Source organism: Dermacoccus barathri (genome assembly GCF_015070805.1).
In the GTDB taxonomy this organism is placed as follows: domain Bacteria; phylum Actinomycetota; class Actinomycetes; order Actinomycetales; family Dermatophilaceae; genus Dermacoccus; species Dermacoccus abyssi.
Window position 1 is genome coordinate 134,356 of the sequence record NZ_JADCTK010000004.1, and the last position, 24,388, is coordinate 158,743.

The window sequence follows — 24,388 nt, forward strand, 5'->3', positions numbered from 1 at the left end:
TAGCGGCTACACAACTGGTAACGGATGGAGTTGCGTCGTGCAGGAATTGCGTTTGATCGGGGTCTCGGAGGACGGCAGCGGCCTCCTTCTCGCCGACGACGACGGGGGTCGCTTCACCCTTCCCATCACCGACGAACTGCGCACCACGATCCGACGTGACCGCCGCGAGCCGGCGTCCGCCGACGGCCAGGCGAAGGCCGAGAACCCGCTGCGTCCGCGCGACGTGCAGGGCCTCATCCGCGGCGGGGTGCCGCTCGAGGAGATCGCCGAGCGTGCCGGGTGGACGCTCGAGAAGGTGCAGCGCTACGAAGGCCCGATCCGCGCCGAGCGCGACTACGTCTCCGGTCTGGCGCAGGGTGTTCAGCTGTATGGGCGCGGTGAGACGACGACGCTGCGTGAGCGCGCCGACCGTCGTCTCGCCGAGCGCGGCGTCGAGGCCGAGCGCGTCGTGTGGGACAGCTGGAAGAACGACGACGCCCACTGGACCGTCACCGTGCGCTTCCCCGCCGGTGGTCGCCAGCGTGAGGCCACGTGGCTGTTCGACCCGGTGAACCGCGCACTGCGCACCGTCGACGACGAGGCCCGTTGGCTCGGTGGCGACGAGATCGCCGCCGCTGACGAGGAGGCTCCCGAGCGTCAGAAGGCCGTCGCGCGCAAGAAGGCCGGCGGTTCCGCTCGCGCCGCACGCCCGGCGTCCGTCTACGACGTCGAGGCCGAGGGCGGTCTCGAAGACGCACAGGCTCCTCACCTCGGTGCGACGCTCGGCTCGAGCGACGACGCCGGCAAGCCTGCCGACCTGACCGCGTCGATGCGTGCGCGCCAGGCGAGCCGCAGTCGGTCGAAGGGCTCGGGTCGCTCGAACGCGTCTCGCCCGACGGCGCTGCCGAACGTGACGAGCGGCTCCCCCGACGTCACGCGCGTCGAGCGTCTCGACCTCGGCACGACGCCTCCCCCGGCGCCGAGCCACCCGCGTCCGGAGGAACTGCACGCTCGTTCCGACAGCGACGCCGACAACGCGAACACGAACGCGAACGCTGAGAAGAACGACGACACCTCGCGCCGTGCGACGGCCGGTGTGACGGCGCTGCCGACGCGCAAGACGGCCGATGCGCCGACCGCTGACGAGCCCGACGTCGATGTCCACGCTGCCGACGAATCCGACGATGTGGCGGCCGAGAAGTCGACGTCAACGGGTTCGCGTCGCCGCAAGAGCCGCCGTTCCCGCGCCAACCTCGAGCAGGCGTCCGTGCGCGCGGCGTTGCACGACGACGACGCCAAGCAGGACGAGTCGCTCTTCGGCGAGCTGCCCGGCTTCCACGACGGTGGCGACGTTCACCAGCTGCACGACGTCGAGGACGACGCGTTCGACGAGGCCAACCTCGACGAAGCCGACGACGTTGCCGAGGCCGACGTCGAGGACGCAGTCGACGACGGCGCTGAGACGAAGGCCGCAGGCTCCGCGGTGGCCGATGACGAGGTCGTTCAGGAGGAGTCGCTCTTCGACGAGGTCGACGAACCCGCTGAGGCTTCGGCTCCCGCGAAGAAGAGCACCCAGAAGCGCACCTCGGTGCCCGAGCGTGCGAGCCAGTCGCGCAAGAGCAGCCGCCCGAGCGTTCCGAGCTGGGACGACATCATGTTCGGTGGCCGCGGCCCCAAGAAGTGACTTTCAGGGCTGAGCCTCTGCGCCAGACCTGACGGACAGGAGAACGCCCGACCTCGCGCCACGTGCGCTGAGGTCGGGCGTTCGGCGTTCGAGTGGGGGTTACCGAGCGGTGTCGGCGTGAAGGTTCGGCAGCTCGTCGTTGCGAGGCGTCAGCGGTCGCGGCGATCCCAGCCGTCGTCGCCATCCCACTGCGGCCGGTAGGACGACGATCGGCGCTCCTGCTCGGGCATGCGGCGCGTGCGATCGTCGCGCGGCTCCCCGGTGTTTCGGGAGTCCGACGTCGGCACCGGAAGCGTCCGGCGGTTCTCCTGCCACGCGTCGTACGGGTCATATCCGTCGCGGGAACTGCCGTCGTACTCGCCGTACCGGTCGCCGTCCTGGTCGTACCGATCATCGTCGCGATAGCGCTCGCCTCGTGAATCTCCGGCCGGCTCACCGCGGCGCCAGCGCCGCGTGCGCGGAGTCGTCGGCAGGTCGTCAGGGGCTCGGGTGAAGGCGTCGTCCGAGGTCTCCGTCACGGTGTCGGCGAAGGCGCCACCACGTCGGGCGCCACGACCGTCATCGTCCTTGCCGTAACCGCGACGTCGCGGCCACGTCGGTCCGCGCCCGGCGTTCCACAGCATGACGAGCACGGCCCACCCGACGAGCAGGACGGCGGCAGAGTACAAGCCGATCGTCGCGTCGGTCGGCACGACGCAGGCGTAGATGCCACCGATGACCCACGCGAGCTGGAGCACCGTCTCGGAGCGCGCGAAGGCGCTCGTGCGCACGGCCTCGGCGAGGTGATCCTGAATGAGCGAGTCGACGGCGAGCTTGCCCAACTGTTGTCCGAGACCGGCCACGAGGCCGACGACGATGGCCGTCACGAGGGTGAAGTGCACCGCGCAGACCACCATGGCCACCGCGTCGGCAAGCAGCGACCCGATCACGACGGTGCGAGGCGCGAAGTTCTTGACGAGCGAACCGAGCACCGTACCGAGCGCATTACCCAGCGCGGCCGCGCCGACGACGAGCGCCAGTAGTGTCGTGGCGCGATCCTCCCAGCCAGGTAGCGGATGGGTCTTCATGAGGAAGGCCATGAACATCGTGAGGAAGCCGCTGATCCAGCGCAGACCGACGTTGGCGCGCAGCGCAGAGACGATGACGCTCGGCAGGCGCACCTGGGCGCGTCCGGAGCGCAGTGAGTCGGTGCGTTCGGAATCGATGTCAGGCGGCAACAGAATGGCGAGCACCGTGCCGACGACGAAGAGCAGGAACGCGGCACGGAAGGCCCACGTCGCGCCGAACAGGGCCGCGGCTCCACCGGCGAGCGGACCGCCGATCGTCGCTCCCGCCACGCCGGCGAGGCTCATGCGGCTGTTGGCCTTGACGAGCGTCATGCCGTACGGAAGCAGCCGTGGCGTGGCCGATGATCGAGTGACGAGGTAGGCCTTGCTCGAGACGAGGATGGCCAGGGCCGTAGGGAACTGCCAGGTGGAGCCCTTCTCGATGGCGTCGGCGAGCACCCAACAGAGGAAGCCGCGCAGCGCGAGCGTGCCGCCCATGGCCCAGCGGCGCCCGTGCCGGTAGCGGTCGAGCAGAGGGCCGATGAGCGGCGCCACGATGGCGAAGGGCAGCATCGTGAGCACGAGGAACAGCGCGACGTGGTCCTTCGCCTCGCCGGGCTGCGCGGAGACGAACAGCGTGCCGGCGAGGCCGACCATGACGGCGGCGTCGCCGGCGTTGGAGAGGGCGTGCACCTCGATGAGGCGCCCGAGGCCACTCTCCCCCGCGCCCTGGGCGTTGCTCGCCCGGCGGGCGGCGCGCAGCGTCGTCTTCGTGGCACCCGCGCTCAGGCGGTAGGCGCCGCGTGCTGCACGCCCGCCCATGACTCCGGCACTGCGCAGGCGTTCGGCGCGTCCGCGGTGGGGCGCTGCCCCGACGCGCTCGCGCCGCTCCTCTCGCTCGTGCCGTTCGTTCATCGCGCTCGCCTCAGCCGGCCGCGCCGCGCGACTGATCGGTGAAGGTCGAGGGCGGCACGGGGCACACGTCGAGGTCGAAGGGCATCTGCTCGGCGCCGATGGCGCGGGCGGCGTGCGACGTCATCCGACGCATGAAGTGACGACGGCACAGCACCTCGTACTCCACCAGCGGCGTCTCCGTCTGGTCGCCGGTGTCACCGACGACGACCTGCTCGCCTTCGACGACCATGGTGCCGTCGACGACGCGGGCGTTGTGGGTGGCGCGCTTGCCGCACCAGCACAGGGCCTCGACCTGGAGCAGCTGGGTGCGGTCGGCGAGTTCGAACAGGCGCCGCGAGCCGGGGAACAGCTGCGTCTTGAAGTCCGCGGTGATGCCGAAGGCGAAGACGTCGACGTCGAGTTCGTCGACGACGCGCGCGAGTTGGTCGATCTGCTCGGGCAGGTAGAACTGCACCTCGTCGGCGATGACGTAGTCGAGGCCGCCAAGCGTCACGCCCGCGGAGACGGCGAGATCCCACAGGTCGACCTCGTCGCTCACCTCGATGGCCTCGTGACGCAGGCCGAGGCGCGAGGAGATGACGGCTTCACCGGCGCGGTCGTGCTGGGTCAGCACGATGCCGCGCTGCCCGCGGGCCGCGTGGTTGTGATCCATCTGCAGCGCGAGGGTGGACTTACCGCAGTCCATCGTGCCGGTGAAGAAAACGAGCTCAGCCACGGGCAGTCACCTTAGCGCGGCGGAAGGTGGAGGAAGGGCACGTCGAGTTCCTGCGGCGTCATGGCGCCGTGCTGGCCGATGAGGGCGAGCACCTGATGGCTCATGACGCGCGAGTCGACGTAGCCACGGGCCGCGCGCATCGAGACGACGACGTCGCCGAAGCGGCCCGCCGTGCCGGCGTCGAGAGCGCCGACCCAGCCGAGGTCGCTCAGTTCCTCGCGGGTGAGCACGTGGCCGTCGCTGCCGACCTCCTTGCGCCAGGCGGCGAGGACGTCGTCACGCTCGCCGGGCTCGACGTAGAGGTGCAGCGCGCGCATCTCGCCGCCAACGGTGCGCACGCCGTCGCGCAGGTGGGGGGTTTTGGCGATGTCGACGCGGGCGTCGAGCGGGACGTCGACCATGCCGTGGTCGGCCGTCAGCGTGAGGGACGTGCCGACCGGACGCTGGGAGGCGAGGCGCTCGAAACCGCGGTCGAACGCTTCGAGTTCGGTGGCCCACTGCGGCGAATCGATGCCGTGCACGTGCCCGGCCTTGTCGATCTCACCCCAGTAGAGGTAGACGAGACGATGGCCACGCCGGACGGCGGCGAGCGCTGCGTCGATGCGGTCCTCGAGCGCCTCGGCGCCGTAGAACACCGCGCCGCGAAGGGCGGCATTCGTCAGGCCGGAGCCTTCGAAGTAGTCGGGCCCGATCATCGCCGGGCGCAGGTCGGCCTGGTCAGCCCGTTCGAAGACAGTGGCGTTCGGCTGCCAGACGCGTGGCTCGGGGCCGCGCTGCCACGTCAGTTCGTTGAAGAGCATGCCGGTGGCCGGGTCGACGACCTGGTAGCCCGCGAGGCCGTGCGCACCCGGCGGCAGGCCCGTGCCGAACGTGCCCATGGAGGTGGCGGTCGTCGTCGGGAAGCCTGCGGCGAGCGTCTGGACGTGGTCGAGGTGCTCGTGGAGGAACGGCGCGTGCGCGCTGCGCCTGCGCAGGAGCCGCGCGCCGAGACCGTCGGCGAGCACGACGATGCCCGCCTTCGCCTGCGGCAGCTTGCGCCCCTCCCCCTCGAACGCGGCCGGAGCGAGCGTGCGCGCGACCGACGGCAGAACGGACGCAAGGCCTTCGGTGTCGTACCGGGGTGCCTTCATGAATCCGTCCCGGTCAGCGTCGGCCGACGACGGCCGACAGGGCATTGGCGAAGCTCATCGCCTGGTTGAGGCTGCCTTCGCCCTCGGCGTCGGCAGAGATACGTAGGCTGATGTCGTCGCCGGTGATCGTGCCGTCGTAGCCGTGGTCGGCGTCGCACTGCGGGTCGCCGCACGTGGCGGGCAGCAGGTCGACTCGGCTGACGGTGCCCCACCCGACGGTGAGCGTCACCTCGCGCCCGAGCGTGCCCGGGCGGTAGGTCTCGGCGTCGGCGACGACGTGCGTCAGCGTCACGCCGCGCACGAACGACAGCGCCACGGCCTCCGACGTCGCGGTGACGGCCGAGTGACCCGAGCCGTGCGCGTGGGTGCGCGGGTCGGCGTGATCGTCGGCGTGCGCGATGACGAGCTTGTGCGGCGTGAGCGCGAGAACCGTGATGTGGCGGTGGAATTCGTCCTGGTCGAACGTCGTCTCGAGGTGCACGAGGTGGTGACGCACCTCGTCACCGGCGAGCGCCGTGGTGACGACGTCGCCGACGAGAGCCGGGAAGTAACCGGCCTTCTCGATGTCGCGGACGAGGTCGGCGGGCAGGGTGGCAGACATGCGTGCCATCATCCCACCTTCGTCGCCCCCGGCGCGTGTCGGTCGCCCGAACCTCACGTCATGGCCCGGCGCCCGGAATCCTGGCGCAGCGAGTGCGGCGCCAGCGTGATGCGGGCGCCCAGGACATCAAGGCCGGTGGGGTTGGTGCTCACCGGGTTGAGTTCGAGGTGGGCGATCTCGGGGTTCTCGTCAGCGAGGATCGCGACGCGCGAGACGAGGTCTTCGATGGCGGCGCGATCGGCGGCGGTGCCGTGGCTGCCGTCGAGCAGCGGCCACGCCTTGATGGAGCTGACGAGGTCGGAGACGTCGCTCGTCGTGAGGGGCGGGATGCGGTAGCCGACGTCGTCGAGCAGGTCGGTGGGCGGGCCGCTGACGGAGAACGTGACGACGGGGCCGAAGAGCGGGTCCTCCGAGCTCGTCACGACGCAGCCGATGCCCGGCGTCGCCATCGACTGGACGACGAACTGGTCGGCCCCGAACTGGGTGAGGCGTTCCTCGAGCGCTTCGAAGGCCTCGACGACGGCGAGCGGCGAGCGCAGGTCGGCGCGCAGGGAGCTCGCCACCTGGTGGCGCACCTCCGGAGCGATCGACTTCACGACGACGGGGAAACCGAGCTTCTCGGCTGCAGCGACGGCTTCCTTCGAGGTGCGCACCGGAATCGACTGCCACACGGAGATGCCGGCGAGACCGAGGAACTCGGCGACCTCGTCACCGGTGAGGTCGCGGCCCTCGGGCTGCTCGGTCATGACGCGGCGCACCATGGCGCGCACGCCCTTGCGGTCGATGCCCTCCGGCGCGAGGGGCTCACCGCGGTCGCGCTGGAGCCAGCCGGCGTAGTTCGTCACGGCGGCCAGGGCGCGGATCCCGTCCTCGGGCATGGGGTACGACGGCGTGACGACGCGCTCGCCGTCAGGGCTCGTGGCGGTGAGGGCCTCGGACGCGCCGTGGATGCCGAGGAAGGTGGTGATGCACGGCTTGTCGTAGCAGGCGCTCACCTCCGCGACGGCCCGCGCCACCTCGGTGCCGCCGGAGATGAGCGGCGGGATGAACGAGGCGATGACGGTGTCCACCGATTCGTCCTCGAAGGCTGCGACGAGGGCGTCACGGAAGCTCTCGACATCAGCATCGGGCGCGAGGGCGACAGGGCCCCGCGTCACCTCGAGCTTCCAGCTCAGTGCTGCGTCACCGCAGAGCGCGCCGAGGGCGTCGGAGTTCGTCACAACGGCGACGCGGCGCCCCTTGGGCAGCGGCTGGTTGATGACGAGCTGGGCGACGTCGAACAGCTGGTGGACGTTGCCGACGCGGATGACGCCGCTCTGGCGCAGCATCTCGCGGAACGCGGCCGGGCTCGTGCGGGTCTCGCGGACGCGGTGGCCCGGGGGCACACCGAACGCCGAGACCTCGGGCTTGACGACGATGACGGGCTTGCGCAGCGCGAGCTGACGGGCGATGCGCGTGAACTTGCGCGGGTTACCGACCGACTCGAGGTAGAGGCCGACGGCGTGAGTTTCGTCGTCGTCGATCCAGTACTGCATGAGGTCGTTGCCGGAGACGTCGATGCGGTTGCCGGCGGAGGCGAAGTCCGAAAGACCGAGGCCACGACGCCCGGCGCTGGCGAGAACCGCGATGCCGAGCGCGCCGCTCTGGGCGAAGAGGCCGAGGTGACCGGCGGGCGGCATCTCGTAGGCGATGGAGGCGTTGAGGCGCGTGTCGGCGCGCGTGTTGATGAGGCCGAAGCTGCTCGGGCCGACGACGCGCATGCCCTGGCTGCGCGCGAGGCTGAGCAGTTCGGCCTGACGCTCGGCGCCCTCGGCGGAGCCGGTCTCGGCGAACCCGGAGGAGACGACGAGCAGCGCCTTGACGCCGGCCGGGCCGCACTCGCGCACGACGTCGAGCACCTGCGCGGCAGGCACGGCGATGATCGCAAGATCGACGCGGCCCTCGATGTCGCCGAGGCTGCGCACGGTGCGGTAGCCGTCGATCTCCTCGACGCTGGGGTGGACGACGTCGACGCGACCGGTGAACCCACCCTCACGCAGGTTGGCGAGCACGCGCCCACCGACCGACGGGCCCTTGCTCGAGACGCCGATGACGGCGACGGACGACGGGTTGAGCAGGGCGCGCACCGACTGCGATTCGCTGCGCTGTTCGCGCGCGAGGCGCACGGCCTGCGACTTCTCGTTCGGCTCGATCTCGAACCGCACGGAGATGACGCCGTCGTCGAAGTTGCGCTTGACGTCGTAACCGGCCTCGGTGAAGACCTGGATCATCTTGCGGTTCTGCGGCAGGACGTCGGCCACGAACTCGGCGACGCCGTTCTCAGCGCCGATGGCGGCGAGGTGTTCGAGCATGACGGAGCCGACGCCGCGGCCCTGGAAACTGTCGGCGATGTTGAACGCGACCTCCGCCGAGGGAGCATCCGGCCCACCGAGGCGGTCGTAGCGGCCGATGCCGATGATGTCGTCACCGACGAGACCGACGAGGGCAACGCGCTCGACGTGGTCGACGTGGGTGAAGCGCGTGACGTCACGGTCACTCAGGCGCTTGATGGGGGCGAAGAAGCGCAGGTAGATGGACTCTTCGCTCTGGGCAGCGTGAAAGCGGTGAAGGCGTTCCGCGTCGTCAGGGCCGATGGGGCGCACGTGGGCCACGGAGCCGTCACGCAGGACGACGTCGGCCTCCCACTCGCGCGGGTAATCGGCTGGCGCGGACTCCACCTCATCGCTCATGACTTCATTCAACCACCGTGGCCTGCGACGGACGTGTGAGTCCAGCGGCCTCCTCGATCGCTCGATCGCCACAGCTCGCCGTCGGTGCGTGAGAGGGCGAGGAACTCCTGGCCGAGGGTGCGCACATCATCCATGCCACCGGTGGGCGCGTCGTCGCCGCCGCTCGATTCGCTCCAGCTGCGGCCGCCGTCGGAGGAGACGCGCAGCGGGTTGTCGTCGGAGGTGCGCGTTGTGGCGTCGGCGGCGGTGCGCGGGCCGCCGGAAGCCGCGACGATGTGTTCGCCGTCGGACGTGGCCAGCGAGATGCCGCCCTGGGTGGGCAGCGACAGGTTGCCGGTGCCGAGGAGTTGCCAGGTGCCGCCGCCGTCGGTGCTCGTGACGGTGGTGAAGCTCGTCGTCTTGGCGGAGACGGCTTCATCGCAGACGGCGACAAGACGGTTGGTGCCGTTGCCCGCGATGGCGCTGAACGGCTTTCCGCTGCAGGCCGATCCGGGGTTGAGGGGTGCGAGGCTGTCGCCGGCCAGACGCCAGGCACCGGGGGCGTCCCCGCTGCCGGGTTCGTTGCCGGCGAGGACGATGAGGCTGTCACCACCGACGACGAGGTTCGCGGCGTCGATCTGGCTCGTGGGCGTCGCGGCGGCGATCGTCTGGGCCAACCGCGGGGTGTCTCCGCCGCCGAGGCGGGAGATCTCCAGACGCCCCGAGCAGGTGCCCTGGATGCAGCCCGACGCCGTGAGCGCGAGGGTTTGTTTGTCGTGGACGACGACGTCGAGGACGGTGCTGCCGGGGTGGTCGACGTGGGTGAAGGTGCGTCCGCCGTCGCGCGTGACCCACAGGTCGCCGCCGTAGACGTAACCCGTGGTCGGCGAGGTGAAGAGCACCTCGCTCAGGGCACCGGCGGGCTGGACGCGCGGCTGCGTGGCCCCGGTTGCCGCAGACGTGTCGGCGGAGCTGAACGTGTGCATCTGCGTCCACGTCTTGCCGTCGTCGGTGGAGCGCACGAGGGCGGGGCACGGCGTGCCGGAGCAGTCGCCTTCCCCGAGGCCGAAGAGGGTGTAGTCACCTGCGTTGGTCACCGACCAGAGAACGAACTTCTCATCGACCGCCGAGATGGTCTGTTCGCCTTCGACGTCCGCTGCGCCGCCGGGCGCCGGGGGCTGAGCCTGTTGGGCATCGGCGACGGTCTCCCCCTGCGCGACGCCGGTGGGCGCGAAGGGGTCGCGCACGATGGTCCACGCGCCGATGAGGCAGAGCCCGATGGCGCCGAAGGCTGCCAATTGGGCGATCCACGAACGTTGCGGAGCGAGACGGCGCAGCCAGCCGGGCACGCGGCGTTCACGCGCGGGGGTGCGCGGGGCCTGCTCGCTCGGCGGTGTCACGGGAAAAGGGTATCGAGCCGGGCGCCGTCACCGACGCCGCCGCGCCTCTAGCGAATTCGCTCGACGGCCGACGCCGCTGCCTGTTCGAGGTCGGCTCCGGTGTTGGCGAGCGCCTCGTCGAGGTCGGTGTAGCCGGCGTGGATGGGCTCGACGGCGACGATTGTGTCGTCGATGAGGGCGCGCCCCTCCGGGCGGACCTCTCCCCCGAGCATGACGACGGGCACGCCGTGACGGCGGGCGATTTCGGCGACGCCCCAGGGCGTCTTGCCGAAGCGGGTCTGCCCGTCGATGCGGCCTTCGCCGGTGAGCACGAGGTCGGCGTCACGCACCGCGTCCTCGAGCCCCACGGCCTCGGCGACGACATCAAGACCCGGCCGGAGCGTCGCACCCGTGAGAGCGAGGAACGCAGCGCCGATTCCCCCGGCAGCGCCCGCCCCGGGCAGGTTGCGGACCTCACGGCCCGTCGCCGTCTCGAGAACGTCGACCCATCCTGCGAGCACCTTCTCGATGACGGGCACCCGCGCGGGCGTCACGCCCTTCTGCGGCCCGAAGACGGCGGTGGCGCCGTCGGGCCCGAGCAGCGGGTTCGTCACGTCACTGGCCAGGATCACCTCGACACCCGCAAGCCGCGGGTCGAGCTCCGACAGGTCGAGCGAGGCCACGTTGTTCATGCCCTCGGGCGTCGGAGTGACCGGCCTGCGGTTGGAGTCGAGCAATCGCCCACCGAGAGCGGAGATCATGCCCGCGCCACCGTCGTTCGTTGCCGATCCTCCGAGACCGATGACGACCCGGCGCGGGTCGAGATCGAGCGCGGCCGAGACGAGGTGCCCGACACCAGAACTGCAGGAGCGGTAAGGATCGCGCAGTTCCACCTCGATGTGATGCAGCCCGGCCCCCTGCGCGACGTCAACGACGGCGAGGCGTTCCGAAGCGACCCACCCGAGCTCAGCTGTGCGAGGACGTCCGAGCGCGTCCGTGATGTCCACGGCGATCAGCTGACCGCCCAGCGCCGCCATGAGGGTTTCGGTTGTGCCCTCTCCCCCGTCGGCCACCGGCAAATCGACGACGTCCGCCGACGGAAGGACGCCGCGCACTCCCCGAGCCAGCGCTGCGGCGGCGTCGACCGCCGAGAGCGCTTCCTTGTAGGAATCGGGGGCACAGACAACCTTCATGGGGCTGACCTCGTTCTCATTCGCCTCGCGGGGCGACGATCATCGGGATGGGCAGGTGGGCGAGCATCCGGCTCGCCACTGTACCGATGAAGGTCTGTTTGCCCTGCGCCAGGCGGGACGAACCGATGATGAGCGCGCTGTCGGGCTTCCACTCGATGTTCGCGATGGCCTCCTTGAGGTTCTTGCCCTGACCGACGTGAGACGTCACCTCGTCCACGTCGACCTCCTCGGCGGCACGCTCGAGCGCCGCCCGCACGCTTTCGACGCGTTCGTCCGGGACGTCGACGTCCGTGTCGAGCTCGAGCAACGAGACCAGGCGCAGCGGAAGGCTGACGCGCTCGACGCCGCGGATGGCTTCCTCGAGAATCCGGCCGGCGCCGGCGCGGGGCCCGACCGCAGCGACGAGTTCGGTCAATTCAGCGGGAGCGTCCTTGCGGTAGCCGCGCGGAGCCATCGCGACCGGCACCGGCGAGGCGTGCAGGAGCGCGGTGACGATGGCGTTCGTCGTGAGCGTCCGGGTGCCGGTGCCCGCGCCGATGACGATGAGATCGGCGTCGATCTCCTTCGCGGCGTCGAGCACGCCCTCGGCCACGGAACCGCTGCGCCGGACGTGGAGTACGACGTCGTCGAGGCCGGTCAGCGCGTCGAGGTGCTTCTGCACGCGCTCACTGGCCTGGCGCACGACCTCCTGGGTGAAGCTGACATCGCCGAACGTGTGGGCGCCGAACGTCTCCTCACGCACGACGTAGACGACGGCGAGTTCGGCCCGGAAGGTGCGGGCGAGCGTAGCGCCGAGGGCGAGGGCGTCCTTGGAGCGGGCGTCGCCGCCCCACGCGACGAGGTATCGGACGGTCGAGTCGCTCATCGCGTTTCACCTTCGCCTGTTGTCGGGGTCGGCCCCGTCGGTACGCCGCTGAGCCCGCCGTCGGTGACGAGGTCGCCTTCCTGCGTGATCGTCACATCGCCACCGATGACGCCGTACTGGGTGCCCTCGGCGCGCCAGCGCTGAAGGTCTTCGAACGAGCCGGTGCGCAGCGTCCGCCCCCGGAAGAACGCCGCATCCCGCGACCACTGCAGGGCCATGAGCGCGAAGCCACCCAGGAGCGAAACGACACCGACGACGACCACGGCGCCGAACCCCCAGATGGTCACGTTCTTGCCGTTGTCGTCGAGCAGGTAGTCGGGTTCGGCGTAAGACTTCACGGCGTAGGCGAACATGAGGAAGAGGAACGCCCCGCCGAGGCACGGAATGAGTCCGCGGTTGACGAAGTGGCGCGCCGACGTGCGTAGCGAGTGCCGGTAGAACCAGGCACACGCGAAGCCGGTGATGCCGTAGTAGAAGGCGATCTGCAGCCCGATCGCACCGATGAGCGCGCCGAGGATGTTCGTGCTGATGAGGGTCATGAGCAGGTAGAAACCTGCGGAGGCGATGCCCATCCCGAGCGTCGACCACGTGGGCGTCTGGTAGCGCGGGTGCACGGTGGAGAACTTGGCCGGCAGCGCGCGGAACACGCCCATCGACAGGGCGGTGCGCGCCGTCGGGAGGACCGTCGTCTGCGTCGAGGCGGCCGACGAGGTGAGAATCGAAATGGCCAGGAGCGCCAGCCCGGCGTGACCGAGGAAGGTGTCACCGAAGAGCGCCGACCCGATGGCGGTGAACACGTCGTCGGCGTTGGATTCGTTGCCGAGCCCGATGCCCGTGTCCCCCGTTCCGGCGAACGCGACGGTGGCGATGGAGACGAAGACGTAGATGACGAGGAGCAGCAGCGTCGAGATAACGGCGGCACGGCCCGGCGTGCGGCTGGGGTCGTCGGCTTCCTCGTTCGTCGAGACGGCCGAATCCCAACCCCAGTAGATGAACACGGCGAGCAGCACCGTCGACGACAGGACCGACATCGAGAGTCCACTCGGCCACAGCCACGACAGCGACGGCTTCGCCGAGCCTGCTGGGGCGCTGCCGGAGTAGACCTTCCACAGCGCCACCCCGACGACCATGATGAGCGTGAGCACCTCGATCGTCAGCAGCGCGTACTGCAGGCGGGCGGAGACCTCGATGCCGCGGAACGAGATCCACGTCATGACGCCGATCCACAGCAGGCCGGCGGCGGTGGACCAGAACGTGCTCGAGTCAAGGCTGTTGTGCAGACCGAGTTCATTCGCGAGGGTGAACGAGTAGGCTCCGGCGATCTGGGCGAGGTTCGCCATGACGATGATGTCGGCGATGACGATGCCCCAGCCGCCCATCCAGCCGGCCACGGGGCCGAAGGCGCGGGTCACCCAGGTGAAGGTGGTGCCGCAGTCGGGTTCGGCCTCGTTGAGCTCGCGGTAGGCCACCGCGATGAAGTACATGGGCAGGAAGGCCAGCAGCATGATGGCGGGCGCCTTGAAGCCAGCGCCGCCCGCGACGACGAAGCCGAGTGTCGCGGCGAGTGAGTAGGCCGGCGCCGTCGAGGCCACGCCGACGACCACGCTCCCGGTGAGGCTCAGGGCGCCCGCGCGAAGCCCCTTGCCCTCGGTGACGACGGTCGCGCCCGATCCTGCGTCGCTCATCTCACTGCTCCCGCATGCCCCAGGGGGCACCGAAACCCTCGGGCTTCGGCGCCTTGAGCAGGTCGAGGAACGGTACGGCGTCGAACGCTTCGGGGCCGAGGACGCCGGCGCCGGACCACGCGCCCGTGGCAAGGAGTTCGAGGGCGACGACGGGGTTGATCGCCGTCTGCCAGACGACGCACTGGGAGTCGTAGTCCTTCATCGTCTGCTCGTTGTCGACGACGTGGTAGAGGTACGTCGAGCGTGGCTCGCCGTCCGTGCCGGTGCCGGTGACCCACGGGCCGGCGCAGGTCTTGCCCTTCATGCGCGGCCCGATGGTGGCGGGGTCGGGCAGCGCTGCGGCGACGACGTCGCGCGGTGAGATCTGCTGGCCCTTGACGGTGATGGGTTCTACTGAGTCGAGGCCGAGGGTGTGGAGCACCTTGAGGATGCCGATGAACTCCTCACCGAGGCCGTACGTGAAGGTGACGCGCTTGGCGTCGACCCCGCGCGGCATGAGAAGCACTTCCTCGTGCTCGACGTTGACGCACTCCACCTCGCCGATGCCCTCGGGAAAGTCGAAGATTTTCGGCTCGTTGAACGGCGGGGTGGTGAACCAGCCGCGGTCTTTCTCCCAGACGACGGGCGGGTTGAGGCATTCCTCGATCGTCGTCCACATGGAGAAGGACGGCGCGAAGATCTCGTTGCCGTCGTCGGTGACGACGAGGTTGGCGCCGTCGCGGGTGCCGAGTTCGTCGATCTCGGAGAAGAGGTGGTCGGCGGCGTAACGGGCGAAGACGTCCGAGAGGCCGGGCTCGACTCCGATGCCGACGAGCGCGAGGCGTCCGGCCTTCTCCCACGCGTCGGCCTTGGCGAACTGCTCGTCGCAGAGCTTGACGCCGACGTTCGCGTACGGCTCGCTCTCGTGGGGTCTCGAGAGAGACATCGCCATGTCGAGGTAGTCGGCGCCCGCGGCGAAGGCTCCGTCGAAAATGGGCATGACGAAGACGGGGTCGACGGCGTTGAACATGTGCGTGATGGCGTGCTCGCGGCAGAGCGCCTTGACGCCCTCGGCGCTCGAGGCGTCGATCTGAGCGGAGGTGACGCGGGCCTCGCCGTTACGACGCTCGGACGCAGCGCGGGCGCTCGCTTCGGCGCGCTCGGCCGAGTAGTCGGCGACGACGAGCGCCTCGAAGAAGTCACGTTGGACGAGGAGTTTCGCGGCGGCCGAGCCGACGCCGCCGGCGCCGATGAGCAGGATGCGCATAGTCGTGTGGTCCGTTCAGGAAGTCGGGCGGTTCGGGACGTGCTGACTGCGGTGTGATCTCAGGTCAGCCGTACCGGGCCGTCGACTCGTGCGTGTGCCCGGATCACCCCTACGGATCCGTCGGCATCGCCGCGTTGCCCGCGCCTCCACCAGACATGCTCGTGAGACGCAGATCACTATGGGCGCGAGCATAGGCCTCGTCACTGACAACCGCTAGCGATGCGTCAGCCTGTGGATAGCGAGCAGGCGTGAGAGGCTCCCCACAAGGTGACGGTTGGGGTACCTGGTGACGTCTGACCGTCACCAGGTACCCCAACCGTCACCACACTTCGCAGAGAAGACGAGGGCCGAGCCGTACCCTGAGCCCATGCGGCCCGGCCTTTACGAAAAGCTCATTACTGCTCGCCTCGCGGCCGAGTTGGAAGAACTGCAGGACCGCTTCACGGTGACGAAGGGCGTCGTCGACGAGGCCATCGCGCCGGAGGTTCTCGCTCGCCACCTGGCGAAGTCACTCGTCCGCCATCTCGCCAGCGACGAAGGCCCGAGCCGCGTCAACGAGATCCTGCGAGCGCTCGAGGACGAGGACGACGAGCTTCTTCCCGAGGATGAACTCGCCGAGCTCCTCGCGCGCTCCCCCACCGCCGGACTCGGCGCCGGGCGTCAGTACACGCGTCGCCCGAGTACCCGCCTGTCGGAGGCGGCGCTGCTGACGAACGCACAGGGCGAGCCGAGTATCGGCGGCGAGCTGCGCAACGAGCTCGCAACGGCCGATCGCGTCGACCTGCTGTGTGCCTTCGTCATGTGGCCGGGCATCCGCGTCATCGAAGATCAGTTGCGGGGGTTGAAGGACCACGGGGTGCCGATCCGCGTCATCACGAGCACGTACACGGGGTGCACGGATCGAGGGGCGCTCGATCGGTTGGTCACGGAGTACGGCGCCGAGGTGAAGGTGCACTACGAGACGAGCCGTACGCGCCTGCACGCGAAGGCCTGGATCTTTCACCGCGACAGCGGGTACGGCACGGGGTTCGTGGGCTCGTCGAACCTGTCGTCGTCGGCGCTGCTCGACGGCGTCGAGTGGAACGTGCGCATCAGCGACATCGCGACGCCGACGCTCATGCGCAAGTTCGAGGCGACGTTCGACAGCTATTGGGCGAACCCGGCGTTTGAGACGTATGAGCCGAGCCGCGATCACGAGCGGCTCGATAGCGCCTTGCTCAGCGCGTCCGGCCGGCAGAAGAGCGAGGGCATCAGCCTCTCGGGTCTCGAGGTGACGGCGCGCCCACACCAGGCACGCATGCTGGAGGAGCTCGAGGCACACCGCACGATTCACGGCCGCCACCGCAACCTCGTCATCGCGGCGACGGGTACCGGCAAGACGGTGGTGGCGGCGCTCGACTACAAGCGAATGTGTTCCGGCTCGAACCGCCCGAGGCTGCTGTTCGTCGCGCATCGCCGCGAGATCCTCGAGCAGGCGCGGCGCACGAACGCGGAGGTGCTGCGTGACCCGAACTTCGGCGAGCTGCTCGTCGACGGGCATCGTCCCGTGAACAACACGCACGTGTTCGCGAGTGTGCAGTCGCTCGCCACGACAGATCTGACGGCCGTCGACCCGACGGCGTACGACGTCATCGTCATCGACGAGTTCCACCACGCGTCGGCGCCGACGTACCGACGCATCCTCGACCACTTCGAGCCGCGGGAATTGCTCGGACTCACGGCGACGCCGGAGCGAGCCGACGGGCAGGACGTGCGCGAGGTGTTCTTCGATGGGCACGCGGCGACGGAACTGCGGTTGTGGGATGCGCTCGAGGAGGATCTGCTCACGCCGTTCCACTACTTCGTCGTAGGCGACACTGTGGATCTGACGTCGGTGAAGTGGCTCGGTTCGCGGGGCACCTACGACCGCGCGGAGCTCAGTGAGTTGCTGGCGACGAATGCCGAGCGAGCGGCGCACGTGCTGCGTTCGGTGGAGGCCAAGGTGGGCGACCTGGACGCAATGAAAGCGCTCGGGTTCTGTGTGTCGTTGGAGCACGCGCGGTTCATGGCGCAGTTCTTCACGGCATCGGGAGTGCCGTCGATGCACGTGACGTCGGCGGCCGACAGCGCGGATCGGGGTGAGGCGCAGCGTCGCCTGCGTGACGGTGAGATCAAGGCGATCTTCACGGTGGACATGTTCAACGAGGGTGTCGACATTCCGGCCGTCAACACGGTGTTGTTCCTGCGCCCGACGGAGAGCCCGACGGTCTTCGTTCAGCAGTTGGGGCGCGGTTTGCGTTTGGCGAACGACAAGCCGGTGCTGACGGCGTTGGACTTCGTCGGGCACCAGCGCAAGGAGTATCGCTGGGATCGCAAGCTGCGGGCCGTGGCGAAGACGATCAAGCGGACGGAGTTGACGAAGGCGATCGACGGGGCGGGCATTCCGCTGCCGGCGGGCTCGCAGATCGTGTTCGACCGCGTGGCGCGCGACATCGTGGTGAAGAACATCAAGGCGGGGGTTTCGGGCGGCTGGCAGTGGCTCGTGCGTGAGGCACGCGAGACACGGCCCGAATCGCTGCGCGCCTTCCTCGACGACAGCGGGCTGGACCTGGCCGACCTCTACACGAACAACAAGAGCTGGACCCTTCTGCGTCGAGAAGCGGGCCTCCTGCCGCGAGAGGGTTCTGCGTTGGAGCGCGATCTGCTCAAGCGGGTGCGGGCGTTCATGCACGTGGACGATGTGGAGCGCTCGCAGGCGTACCGGGAGGTGCTGAGGGACGGGTTCACGTGGGAGGAGGGGTCGGACGCGGCACGCCGGTACGCGCCCATGTTGACGATGGCGTTGTTCCCCCGGGGCGGGTACGCGTCTGCTCGCGATGCGGTGGCTGCCCTGGGCCCCGAAGTTGAGTTCCGCCGCGAACTGACGACAGTGCTCGAGATAGCCCTCGACACCGCGACGTACCCCACACGGCCGATGGACGGTCGGCTCGGCACGCTGCCGTTGGCGTTGCATGCGCGCTACACCCGCGAGGAGTTGCTGACGGCAATCGGGTACGCGTCGTACGACGAGAGCCGCTTCCCGAGTGTGGCCGTGGCCGGTGTGTACTACCGGCCGGAGCAGACATTGGATGCCTTCCTCGTGACGACGAACAAGGTGGGCACGGGCTTCTCACCGACGACGATGTACCGCGACTACGCCATCAGCCGCGACCTGTTCCACTGGGAGTCGCAGGGCGTGACCCGCGAGGACTCGGCAACCGGCCAGCGCTACGTTCAGCACGCAGAGCGGGGCTCTTCAATCGCCCTGTTCGTACGCGAGCACAAGGTTGACGTCTTCGGCGGAGGCGCCCCGTACGTCTACCTCGGCGACGCGACCTACGTCAGGCACGAGGGCGAACGCCCGATGGCGATCACGTGGAAGCTGACGCACCCCATGCCGGAGCAGGTGTTCCAGTGGGCTTCGGTGGTGTGACTATGGGACGGCCAATTGTGGCAGGCCGTACGACGTGCGCGTCAGAAGGATCCGTCGCTCCAGGTTCCGTCGGGCAGTCGCGTACAGCCAAACGTGTCTCGATAGGTCGCGTCGCCACTCGCACACGTGAGGTCGAAGTCCTGTGTCTCCTTCGGCCCACCCCAGGTGAGTCCGTACATCTCGCAGAGTCCCTGAGACGCCGGCGCCACTCCTCGACGACAGGTTGAAGCATTCGGCTCCTGCGCCTTTTCAGCCGGCGTGCACGGCACATACCAACCTTCGAACGGGTCATAACACTGGGCGGTCTGCGCCGCCGAAGTCTTCTTGGGTGAAAAGAAGGGTGCTGACGGTTCGGTAGAGGGCGGAGGGGTTGTCTTGACCACGCTCGAGGGCGTGACGTTCTGGGTCGACGAGGCCGTGGGCGTCACTGCCTTAGACGGGGTCGATTCAGTGGACGGCGAAGTCGGCTTCGAAGCCGCGGACCGCGCGGACGTCGATTTCGATGCCGACGACGTTGTGCTCGTCGTCGAGGTTCCCGTACCAGAAGGCTCCGGGTCGCCACCCGAGCAAGCAGCCATCAGCGGCAGCACAGCCAGAGCCAACGACGCCTTGAAAGTCCGATTCACCAGCTAAGACTAGGCCACGCAGGCATAGCAGCTGTCAGGTTTCGTCGCACCCGGGCCGCAAGTCGATCCGCAGAACCTCCATGTCCTCCCCGTCGGACGCTCGCCGTTGAAGAGCCTCCAGGAGATCCTCTTGCCGCGGTTGCCCGAACGTGAGTCGGTACAGCGCTACGTCCTCCTTCATGCGCTCGTAGCGCTCGCCCTCACGAGTAAAGGCGTACGGCGCCAGGTGCCGCTCGATCTTCGCCGGTCCCGGGAAGACCCACCCCGGAGTGAAGTCTCCGAACTCATCCCGGTAGTCCGTCGCCCTCGCATAGAGCTCATCCCACAGGTGCGTGCTCCTCTTCCCCGATGCCAGCGCACAGAGCCCAGCGCGTCCGTGCGCGGCCGCGATGTTCTTGCGCACCGCGTGACCGCGGTATCGATCGACGCGGCCTTCGCGCTGCTCGAAGTCGACCGGGTTGCTCGGGAGATTCCAGTGGAACACGGCGTGCGACCACCAGTGGAAGTCGATACCCTCCTGGCCCACCGAAGTCGACGCCAACACGAACGGCCAGAACGGACTGTTGAAGGCATGCCGCACCTCACCCGGACGCGCACTGTCCTCCTTCGTGTTGCGACCTGCGTAGCGAAGAGCGAACCGCGCAGAAAATGCGATCGCTTCGTCTCCGGGTGCGGCGCCACGCGCGGGGTAGCGGGCTGCGCGCATCGTCATCGCGGATGCCGCTTCCCTGGCGAGGCGCTTGAGTGAGTCGTCATTCACTTCGCCGGAGACAACGTCTGCTCTCAGGTGGAACAGGTACTCGTCTAGTACCGCCTCAAGATTGCCAGCGGCGCAGTAACGCAGCACGCGCTGCCAATGAAAGCGTTCCTCGGGATAGAGCTTCTCGAGGAGCACGACCGCCTCAGGCCTGTTGAAGACCGATCTCACACCATTGGCCAGGGTGGCCGCGGCAAGGAAGTGACCGACTGAGGTCACCGCCGAACGAGGACTGACGAGCCGGTCCAGCACTCGCCAGGCGATGCTCGCCGGTGCGAACAATGCGAGATCCGCAAGCGCCTCGATGTCACCGGAGCTCGGTGTCTCGCCGCCACCATCCCGGATGGCCTGCGCCTCGCGAATGTGGACTTCGATAGCGGTTAGACCGCGCTCCGGCGGTTCTGGGTTTTCGTCGTCTTCAGACTGGGCGCGACCGACCATCGCTTCGCACGCCTGCGCGAGGTCGCAGTCGATGGGCCAGTTCGCCGGGCGCGAAAACGCCGCCCGCCAGGGCGCTGCAGAGTGGTCGTCACCAGTCGGATCAACCACAGCGAGTTCCTTGGCGGCTAATCGCTTCACAGCTTCACGTAGCACTTCGGGCGTCGTCGGTTCCCCTGATTCAGACAGGTGGACGAGTGGATCGCCCCATTCGGCGAGTTCCTGCATGGGCCAGAAAAGCGCGAACGTCGACATGCTCGCCGCTTCCCCACTGCCGGAGCGGAGGCTATAGCCCAAGTGCCGCGTGACCTTCGTTCTGCCTTCCGGTGAGTACGTCTCGTAGGAAGAGTGCTTCGTTCCTCCGACGGTGGTCTCTTCGCGAGCGATTCGTCGATCAGCCTCGTAGCTGAGCAGACTCGCAATCGCACTCGGTGTCGCGTTCCACGACGAGAACACGAGGCGCTTGGTCATGCCGTCTGCCTCGGCGAACGGCCCCTCGGGCGTGACGTATGGGAGCGATGGCGGCACCCATAGAAGCTTCCACCAACCTCGGTCCAGTGTCTGGTCGACGAGCGTCTGCATTCGCGCATTCCCCGGTGCTACGGGCTTGAACGCCGTCAGCTCTCCATCCTTCAGGTGCTGTGTCTTCCGCAATACCGACGTCAGCTCTGCGATGTCCCCGCCCTCGTCCACGAGATCCTTGATCCGGTTGGCCAGCTTGTACCCGTCACAGAAATTGATGAAGTAGGGAGCGGACTTCCAATACTCGGTGGACATCAGCCCGTGCGATGTCGATGTCGCGACAGCTTCAGCAGCTGCCCGCAAGTGTGCGTACCCCACGAGGTCCGCGGCAGCGACCTGGCCCGCCTGCGCCACGCACTCAGCATTCATCGGCTCGACCGAGACAACCGGTCGCTCGGAGCGACTCATCACCTTAAGCAGCTCACGACGGACGTCGTCGACCACATGGCGATCGACCACAGCAGACGTGGCACCGACGTCGCGCAAGGTGAGGAGGTCGCGGAACTTGGTCAGACCGTGACGCACCTTCTCCGTCGAGAAGTTCCGCTCGTCATCGCTGTCCTCGGTCGGGTTTCCGAGCTCAAGCGTATGAAGTGTCTCGAGGAACCCCGCATCGTGGGACTCACCCTCAGCCGCCCGGGTAAAGGGCTTGAACGGGGTTGCGGAGAGTAAGAGCGTCTTGGCGTTCCCGTAGTCACACAGTTCGTGGAAGAGACGCCCGGCTTCGTTGTCGTCGCGAAGCAGCGACGTGAACCGTTGGAACTCGTCCACGATGATGAGATCCGGCTCAAGAGTTTCGACGCTCGCCTGGGCCATGGCCGCTCGCAGGGCCCCGACGAATCGCCAGCGCCGCTCGTCGAGTTCCGGCGATAGCTCGGTCCGTCGACCGATATCGTCGAGAAGCGACGACCACTCGTCATCCAACGACCACCCGTCCTCGTCCACTGCGGCCAGCTTCTCGTCGAACTTGTCCAAGATCGGCTCGTGAATGCCGTCGGCCAACGCCGGTGCGGCCCAGTTGTCGACGTACACCCGGCGGAATCGCTCGAGGGAGCGCACCCCACCCTGGAAGATTCGAAGCGCTGTTCGCCGCCCCCACCCGTCCAGAGCGTAGATCTCGCACATCGCCTGGTAGAGCACGGCGCGTTCGATGGCGGTGCCCTCGGTGTTGCCGAGATCGAACGATGTACCGGGGGTGAATGAGACGAGGTTGATGCGCTTGCGCCCGCCCTCAGTTGGCTCGTCGAGGCCGTTGGCATAGAGCGGCAGGAGTGTTAGCCGGTTGGCGAATCGACGTTCCGGCGAGCCGGTGACATTGAGCTTGACGAGGTTCTGCTGAGCGAGATCCGCGTTCGCGCAGATGTACACCACGTCGATACGACCCACTGTGTCGTCGTCCTGCAGATGCTCGATCGAACGGGCAATGACACCTCGCGCAACTCGTGTCTTGCCGAGCCCCGTCTCGTCGGCGACGAGAAAGCGCCGAGCACCGTCCTTGTAGAAGCGATTGATGACGTGATCAACGGATGCCCGCTGGAAGTCAGTGAGACCGCCGACGTGGTCGTCGGCAACGTAACGGGTCACTTCTCCCCCAGAATCTTTTGCGCGGCTGAGACCTCGGCCCAGAAGCCGTTGAAGGCATCCCAGTCGAAGGTGGATTGTTCGTTGGCCGGGTTGGCGTCGTTCTTGCGCCGTTTTCCCATCGCCTGAACGACGGCGTCGAGTTCGGCCAGAGCTTCGGGATTGGTCGCCAGGGCTTGCAGCACAGTGTCGAGCAGTGATCCTGGGAGGAGGCCAGACGACTGGCGTGAGCCAGAGTCTTCACGTCCGCCACGAAGAACTTCACCCGCGAGCGCACGGTCGCCGAAGTTCAGCATGAGGAGAGCGAACTTGAGGAATTTGTCCGGTGTGTCGAGTTGCTCCGCCACAATGGCGTCGAGCCGCCCATCAGGGGCGTTGTCAAGCTCGGCGATGACGACGCTCGTCGACGTACGTTCCCCATCAGTGGCTGTCACGACGAGTAGAGGCGTGATCTGAGTCAGGCTGACGCCGCGACATCTTCCGTCAAACCGCTCCCCGTTCGTCAGCGGCATCGTCCGACTGTCGAAGCCCAAGACGCTGACTGTGGCCGTGTAGCCGGCGGCAATACCCACCGGCTCATCCGTCACGATCAGGAGGTCGTACCCCTCTTCGGGTCCTGCCCCAATAGCTTGCACTTTGACCCGGAATCGTGCCTCTGCCACGGCTCGGACCGCATCGTCCAAGCGTCGCTGCACATCCTCCTCGCGGTCAGGCTCCGCCCCACCGCCGGTTTCGTACGGAATGGCCAACTCACCGAGGTCGTCGAGAAAGCGCTCGATGCCGAACTTCTTTCGGTGGCCCCGCATCTCGACGAGGAATTCGACGTTGCGGGAGAAGGCTGGTCCTGTCGCATTCGCCGACCCGATGATGACGCGGTCCTCGGTCAGTCTCGACCAGTGTTCCGAGATGTACATCTTCGCGTGAAGGCGACCGAGCGGCATCTGCTCAGTACCGACCACGGCCGAATCCCCGGAATCGTCTGACTCGTCTGAACCGAGGTAGCCGGAGACGTCATCCAAGCGGTACATCGGCTGCACGGCCCTGAGCCGGTGGTCGTCGAGCGTTGCGACCGTGGCTGACCTGAGTCTGTCCAACTCGCCGGGACGCGCAACCACTGCAACAGGAACGTCACCGAGGCCGGGGAGGCCGTCGTCCTGAACGAAGGGCGAAACGACGAGGTGGCCAGCCCAACGATCGTTGTCGCCGCCCTCGAAGACCCGCGACATCGCATCGGAGCTTCCGTCCAGGTAATGGAATTGCGGGGCAAACTTCGCGTCGGGAATGCCTTGCCATATGACGTGACGGATCTCCTCGGCGAGGGCGTGCACCCGCGACGCGTCGAGCGTTCGAATGCTCCGGCCGGGGAGTCCGTCGAGCAGCGCCGCCAGGGGCTCGTTCGCCTCGTTCACGTCACTCGTGACCGCTTCGGAGTCCAGACGCACCACCAAATCCCACGAACTGTCATGAGTGAGATTGCGTGTCAGAACGAGCGTGCGGTAGGTGAGAACTCCATCCTCGCCCGCATATCGAAGCACCCAGACCTTGGGGTGAAACAGGCCTTTCGCGCCGGCCTCAGCGCGTTGAGGACGCCGCACCTCGTGCACCATGTCTTCGAAGAACGCAATCAGTTCACGGGCCTCGTGCGGCACTCCGACCTCGCCGGCCTGACAGAAGATGTCGACCTTCGTCGACGTGTCCTTGAGCGCCTTGAGCAGGGCAACGGGGTCCTTCACCATCGACCCGGAGCCCAGGGAACTCAGGGCCAGCGCGGGAACCAACGTTGCTGTGAGGTCAAGGGTGAACGTCGTCGCGACGGCATAGTCCAACTCGTACCCCGGATCGGGCTCGAGGGACTCCACGAGGAGAG

15 protein-coding genes are annotated in these 24,388 nt (G+C 68.0%); 3 read left to right on the forward strand and 12 right to left on the reverse strand.

What is annotated here, in order from left to right; all coding sequences use genetic code 11:
- Positions 1 to 37: 37 nt before the first annotated feature.
- Positions 38 to 1,663: a septation protein SepH gene (gene sepH / locus IM689_RS08755; RefSeq protein WP_193643684.1), complete on the forward strand. Its 1,626-nt coding sequence runs from the start codon at positions 38 to 40 to the stop codon at positions 1,661 to 1,663.
- Positions 1,664 to 1,812: 149 nt separating this feature from the next.
- On the opposite strand, the gene IM689_RS08760 is transcribed toward sepH, so the two are convergent.
- Genes IM689_RS08760 through IM689_RS08805 form a run of 10 tightly spaced genes read right to left on the reverse strand, consistent with a single transcriptional unit; the run spans position 1,813 to position 15,146 of the window.
- A complete protein-coding gene (locus IM689_RS08760) occupies positions 1,813 to 3,624 on the reverse strand; it encodes an MFS transporter (protein ID WP_193643685.1) in 1,812 nt (603 codons plus the stop codon).
- Positions 3,625 to 3,634: 10 nt separating this feature from the next.
- A complete protein-coding gene (locus IM689_RS08765) occupies positions 3,635 to 4,339 on the reverse strand; it encodes a thymidine kinase (RefSeq protein ID WP_193643686.1) in 705 nt (234 codons plus the stop codon).
- 11 nt (positions 4,340 to 4,350) lie between these two features.
- On the reverse strand, positions 4,351 to 5,469 hold the full coding sequence (locus IM689_RS08770) for an alkaline phosphatase family protein (protein ID WP_193643687.1): 1,119 nt from the start codon (positions 5,467 to 5,469) through the stop codon (positions 4,351 to 4,353).
- Between the two features lie 13 nt (positions 5,470 to 5,482).
- A complete protein-coding gene (locus IM689_RS08775) occupies positions 5,483 to 6,079 on the reverse strand; it encodes a DUF5998 family protein (protein ID WP_193643688.1) in 597 nt (198 codons plus the stop codon).
- A 44-nt stretch (positions 6,080 to 6,123) separates the two neighbouring features.
- Entirely contained in the window at positions 6,124 to 8,799 is a 2,676-nt protein-coding gene (locus IM689_RS08780; RefSeq protein ID WP_193643689.1) for a bifunctional acetate--CoA ligase family protein/GNAT family N-acetyltransferase, read from the reverse strand.
- 8 nt (positions 8,800 to 8,807) lie between these two features.
- Positions 8,808 to 10,178 carry a beta propeller repeat protein gene (locus IM689_RS08785; RefSeq protein ID WP_193643690.1) on the reverse strand — a complete coding sequence of 457 codons (1,371 nt, stop codon included), beginning with the start codon at positions 10,176 to 10,178 and terminating at the stop codon, positions 8,808 to 8,810.
- Positions 10,179 to 10,225: 47 nt separating this feature from the next.
- Positions 10,226 to 11,350 carry a glycerate kinase gene (locus IM689_RS08790; protein ID WP_193643691.1) on the reverse strand — a complete coding sequence of 375 codons (1,125 nt, stop codon included), beginning with the start codon at positions 11,348 to 11,350 and terminating at the stop codon, positions 10,226 to 10,228.
- A 16-nt stretch (positions 11,351 to 11,366) separates the two neighbouring features.
- Positions 11,367 to 12,215, reverse strand: a complete 849-nt coding sequence (locus tag IM689_RS08795; RefSeq protein ID WP_193643692.1) for a universal stress protein — start codon at positions 12,213 to 12,215, stop codon at positions 11,367 to 11,369.
- Positions 12,212 to 13,900, reverse strand: a complete 1,689-nt coding sequence (locus IM689_RS08800; protein ID WP_193643693.1) for an APC family permease — start codon at positions 13,898 to 13,900, stop codon at positions 12,212 to 12,214. The genes IM689_RS08795 and IM689_RS08800 overlap by 4 nt, the downstream gene beginning before the upstream one ends.
- A 1-nt stretch (position 13,901) precedes the next feature.
- Positions 13,902 to 15,146 (reverse strand): saccharopine dehydrogenase family protein, encoded by a 1,245-nt coding sequence (locus tag IM689_RS08805; protein ID WP_193643694.1) that lies wholly within the window; start codon positions 15,144 to 15,146, stop codon positions 13,902 to 13,904.
- Positions 15,147 to 15,513: 367 nt separating this feature from the next.
- Between IM689_RS08805 and IM689_RS08810 the strand changes: the two genes are divergently transcribed.
- Both IM689_RS08810 and IM689_RS08815 read left to right on the forward strand, forming a co-directional pair.
- A complete protein-coding gene (locus IM689_RS08810; RefSeq protein ID WP_193643695.1) occupies positions 15,514 to 18,597 on the forward strand; it encodes a DUF3427 domain-containing protein in 3,084 nt (1,027 codons plus the stop codon).
- Between the two features lie 375 nt (positions 18,598 to 18,972).
- Positions 18,973 to 19,230: a hypothetical protein gene (locus tag IM689_RS08815; RefSeq protein ID WP_193643696.1), complete on the forward strand. Its 258-nt coding sequence runs from the start codon at positions 18,973 to 18,975 to the stop codon at positions 19,228 to 19,230.
- Between the two features lie 27 nt (positions 19,231 to 19,257).
- Here IM689_RS08815 and IM689_RS08820 read toward each other — a convergent pair whose 3' ends face one another.
- The gene (locus IM689_RS08820; RefSeq protein WP_193643697.1) at positions 19,258 to 22,524 is read right to left on the reverse strand and encodes a DEAD/DEAH box helicase; all 3,267 of its coding nucleotides are present in this window, start codon (positions 22,522 to 22,524) and stop codon (positions 19,258 to 19,260) included.
- Entirely contained in the window at positions 22,521 to 24,380 is a 1,860-nt protein-coding gene (locus IM689_RS08825; RefSeq protein ID WP_193643698.1) for a phospholipase D-like domain-containing protein, read from the reverse strand. The genes IM689_RS08820 and IM689_RS08825 overlap by 4 nt, the downstream gene beginning before the upstream one ends.
- Between the last annotated feature and the right edge of the window lie 8 nt (positions 24,381 to 24,388).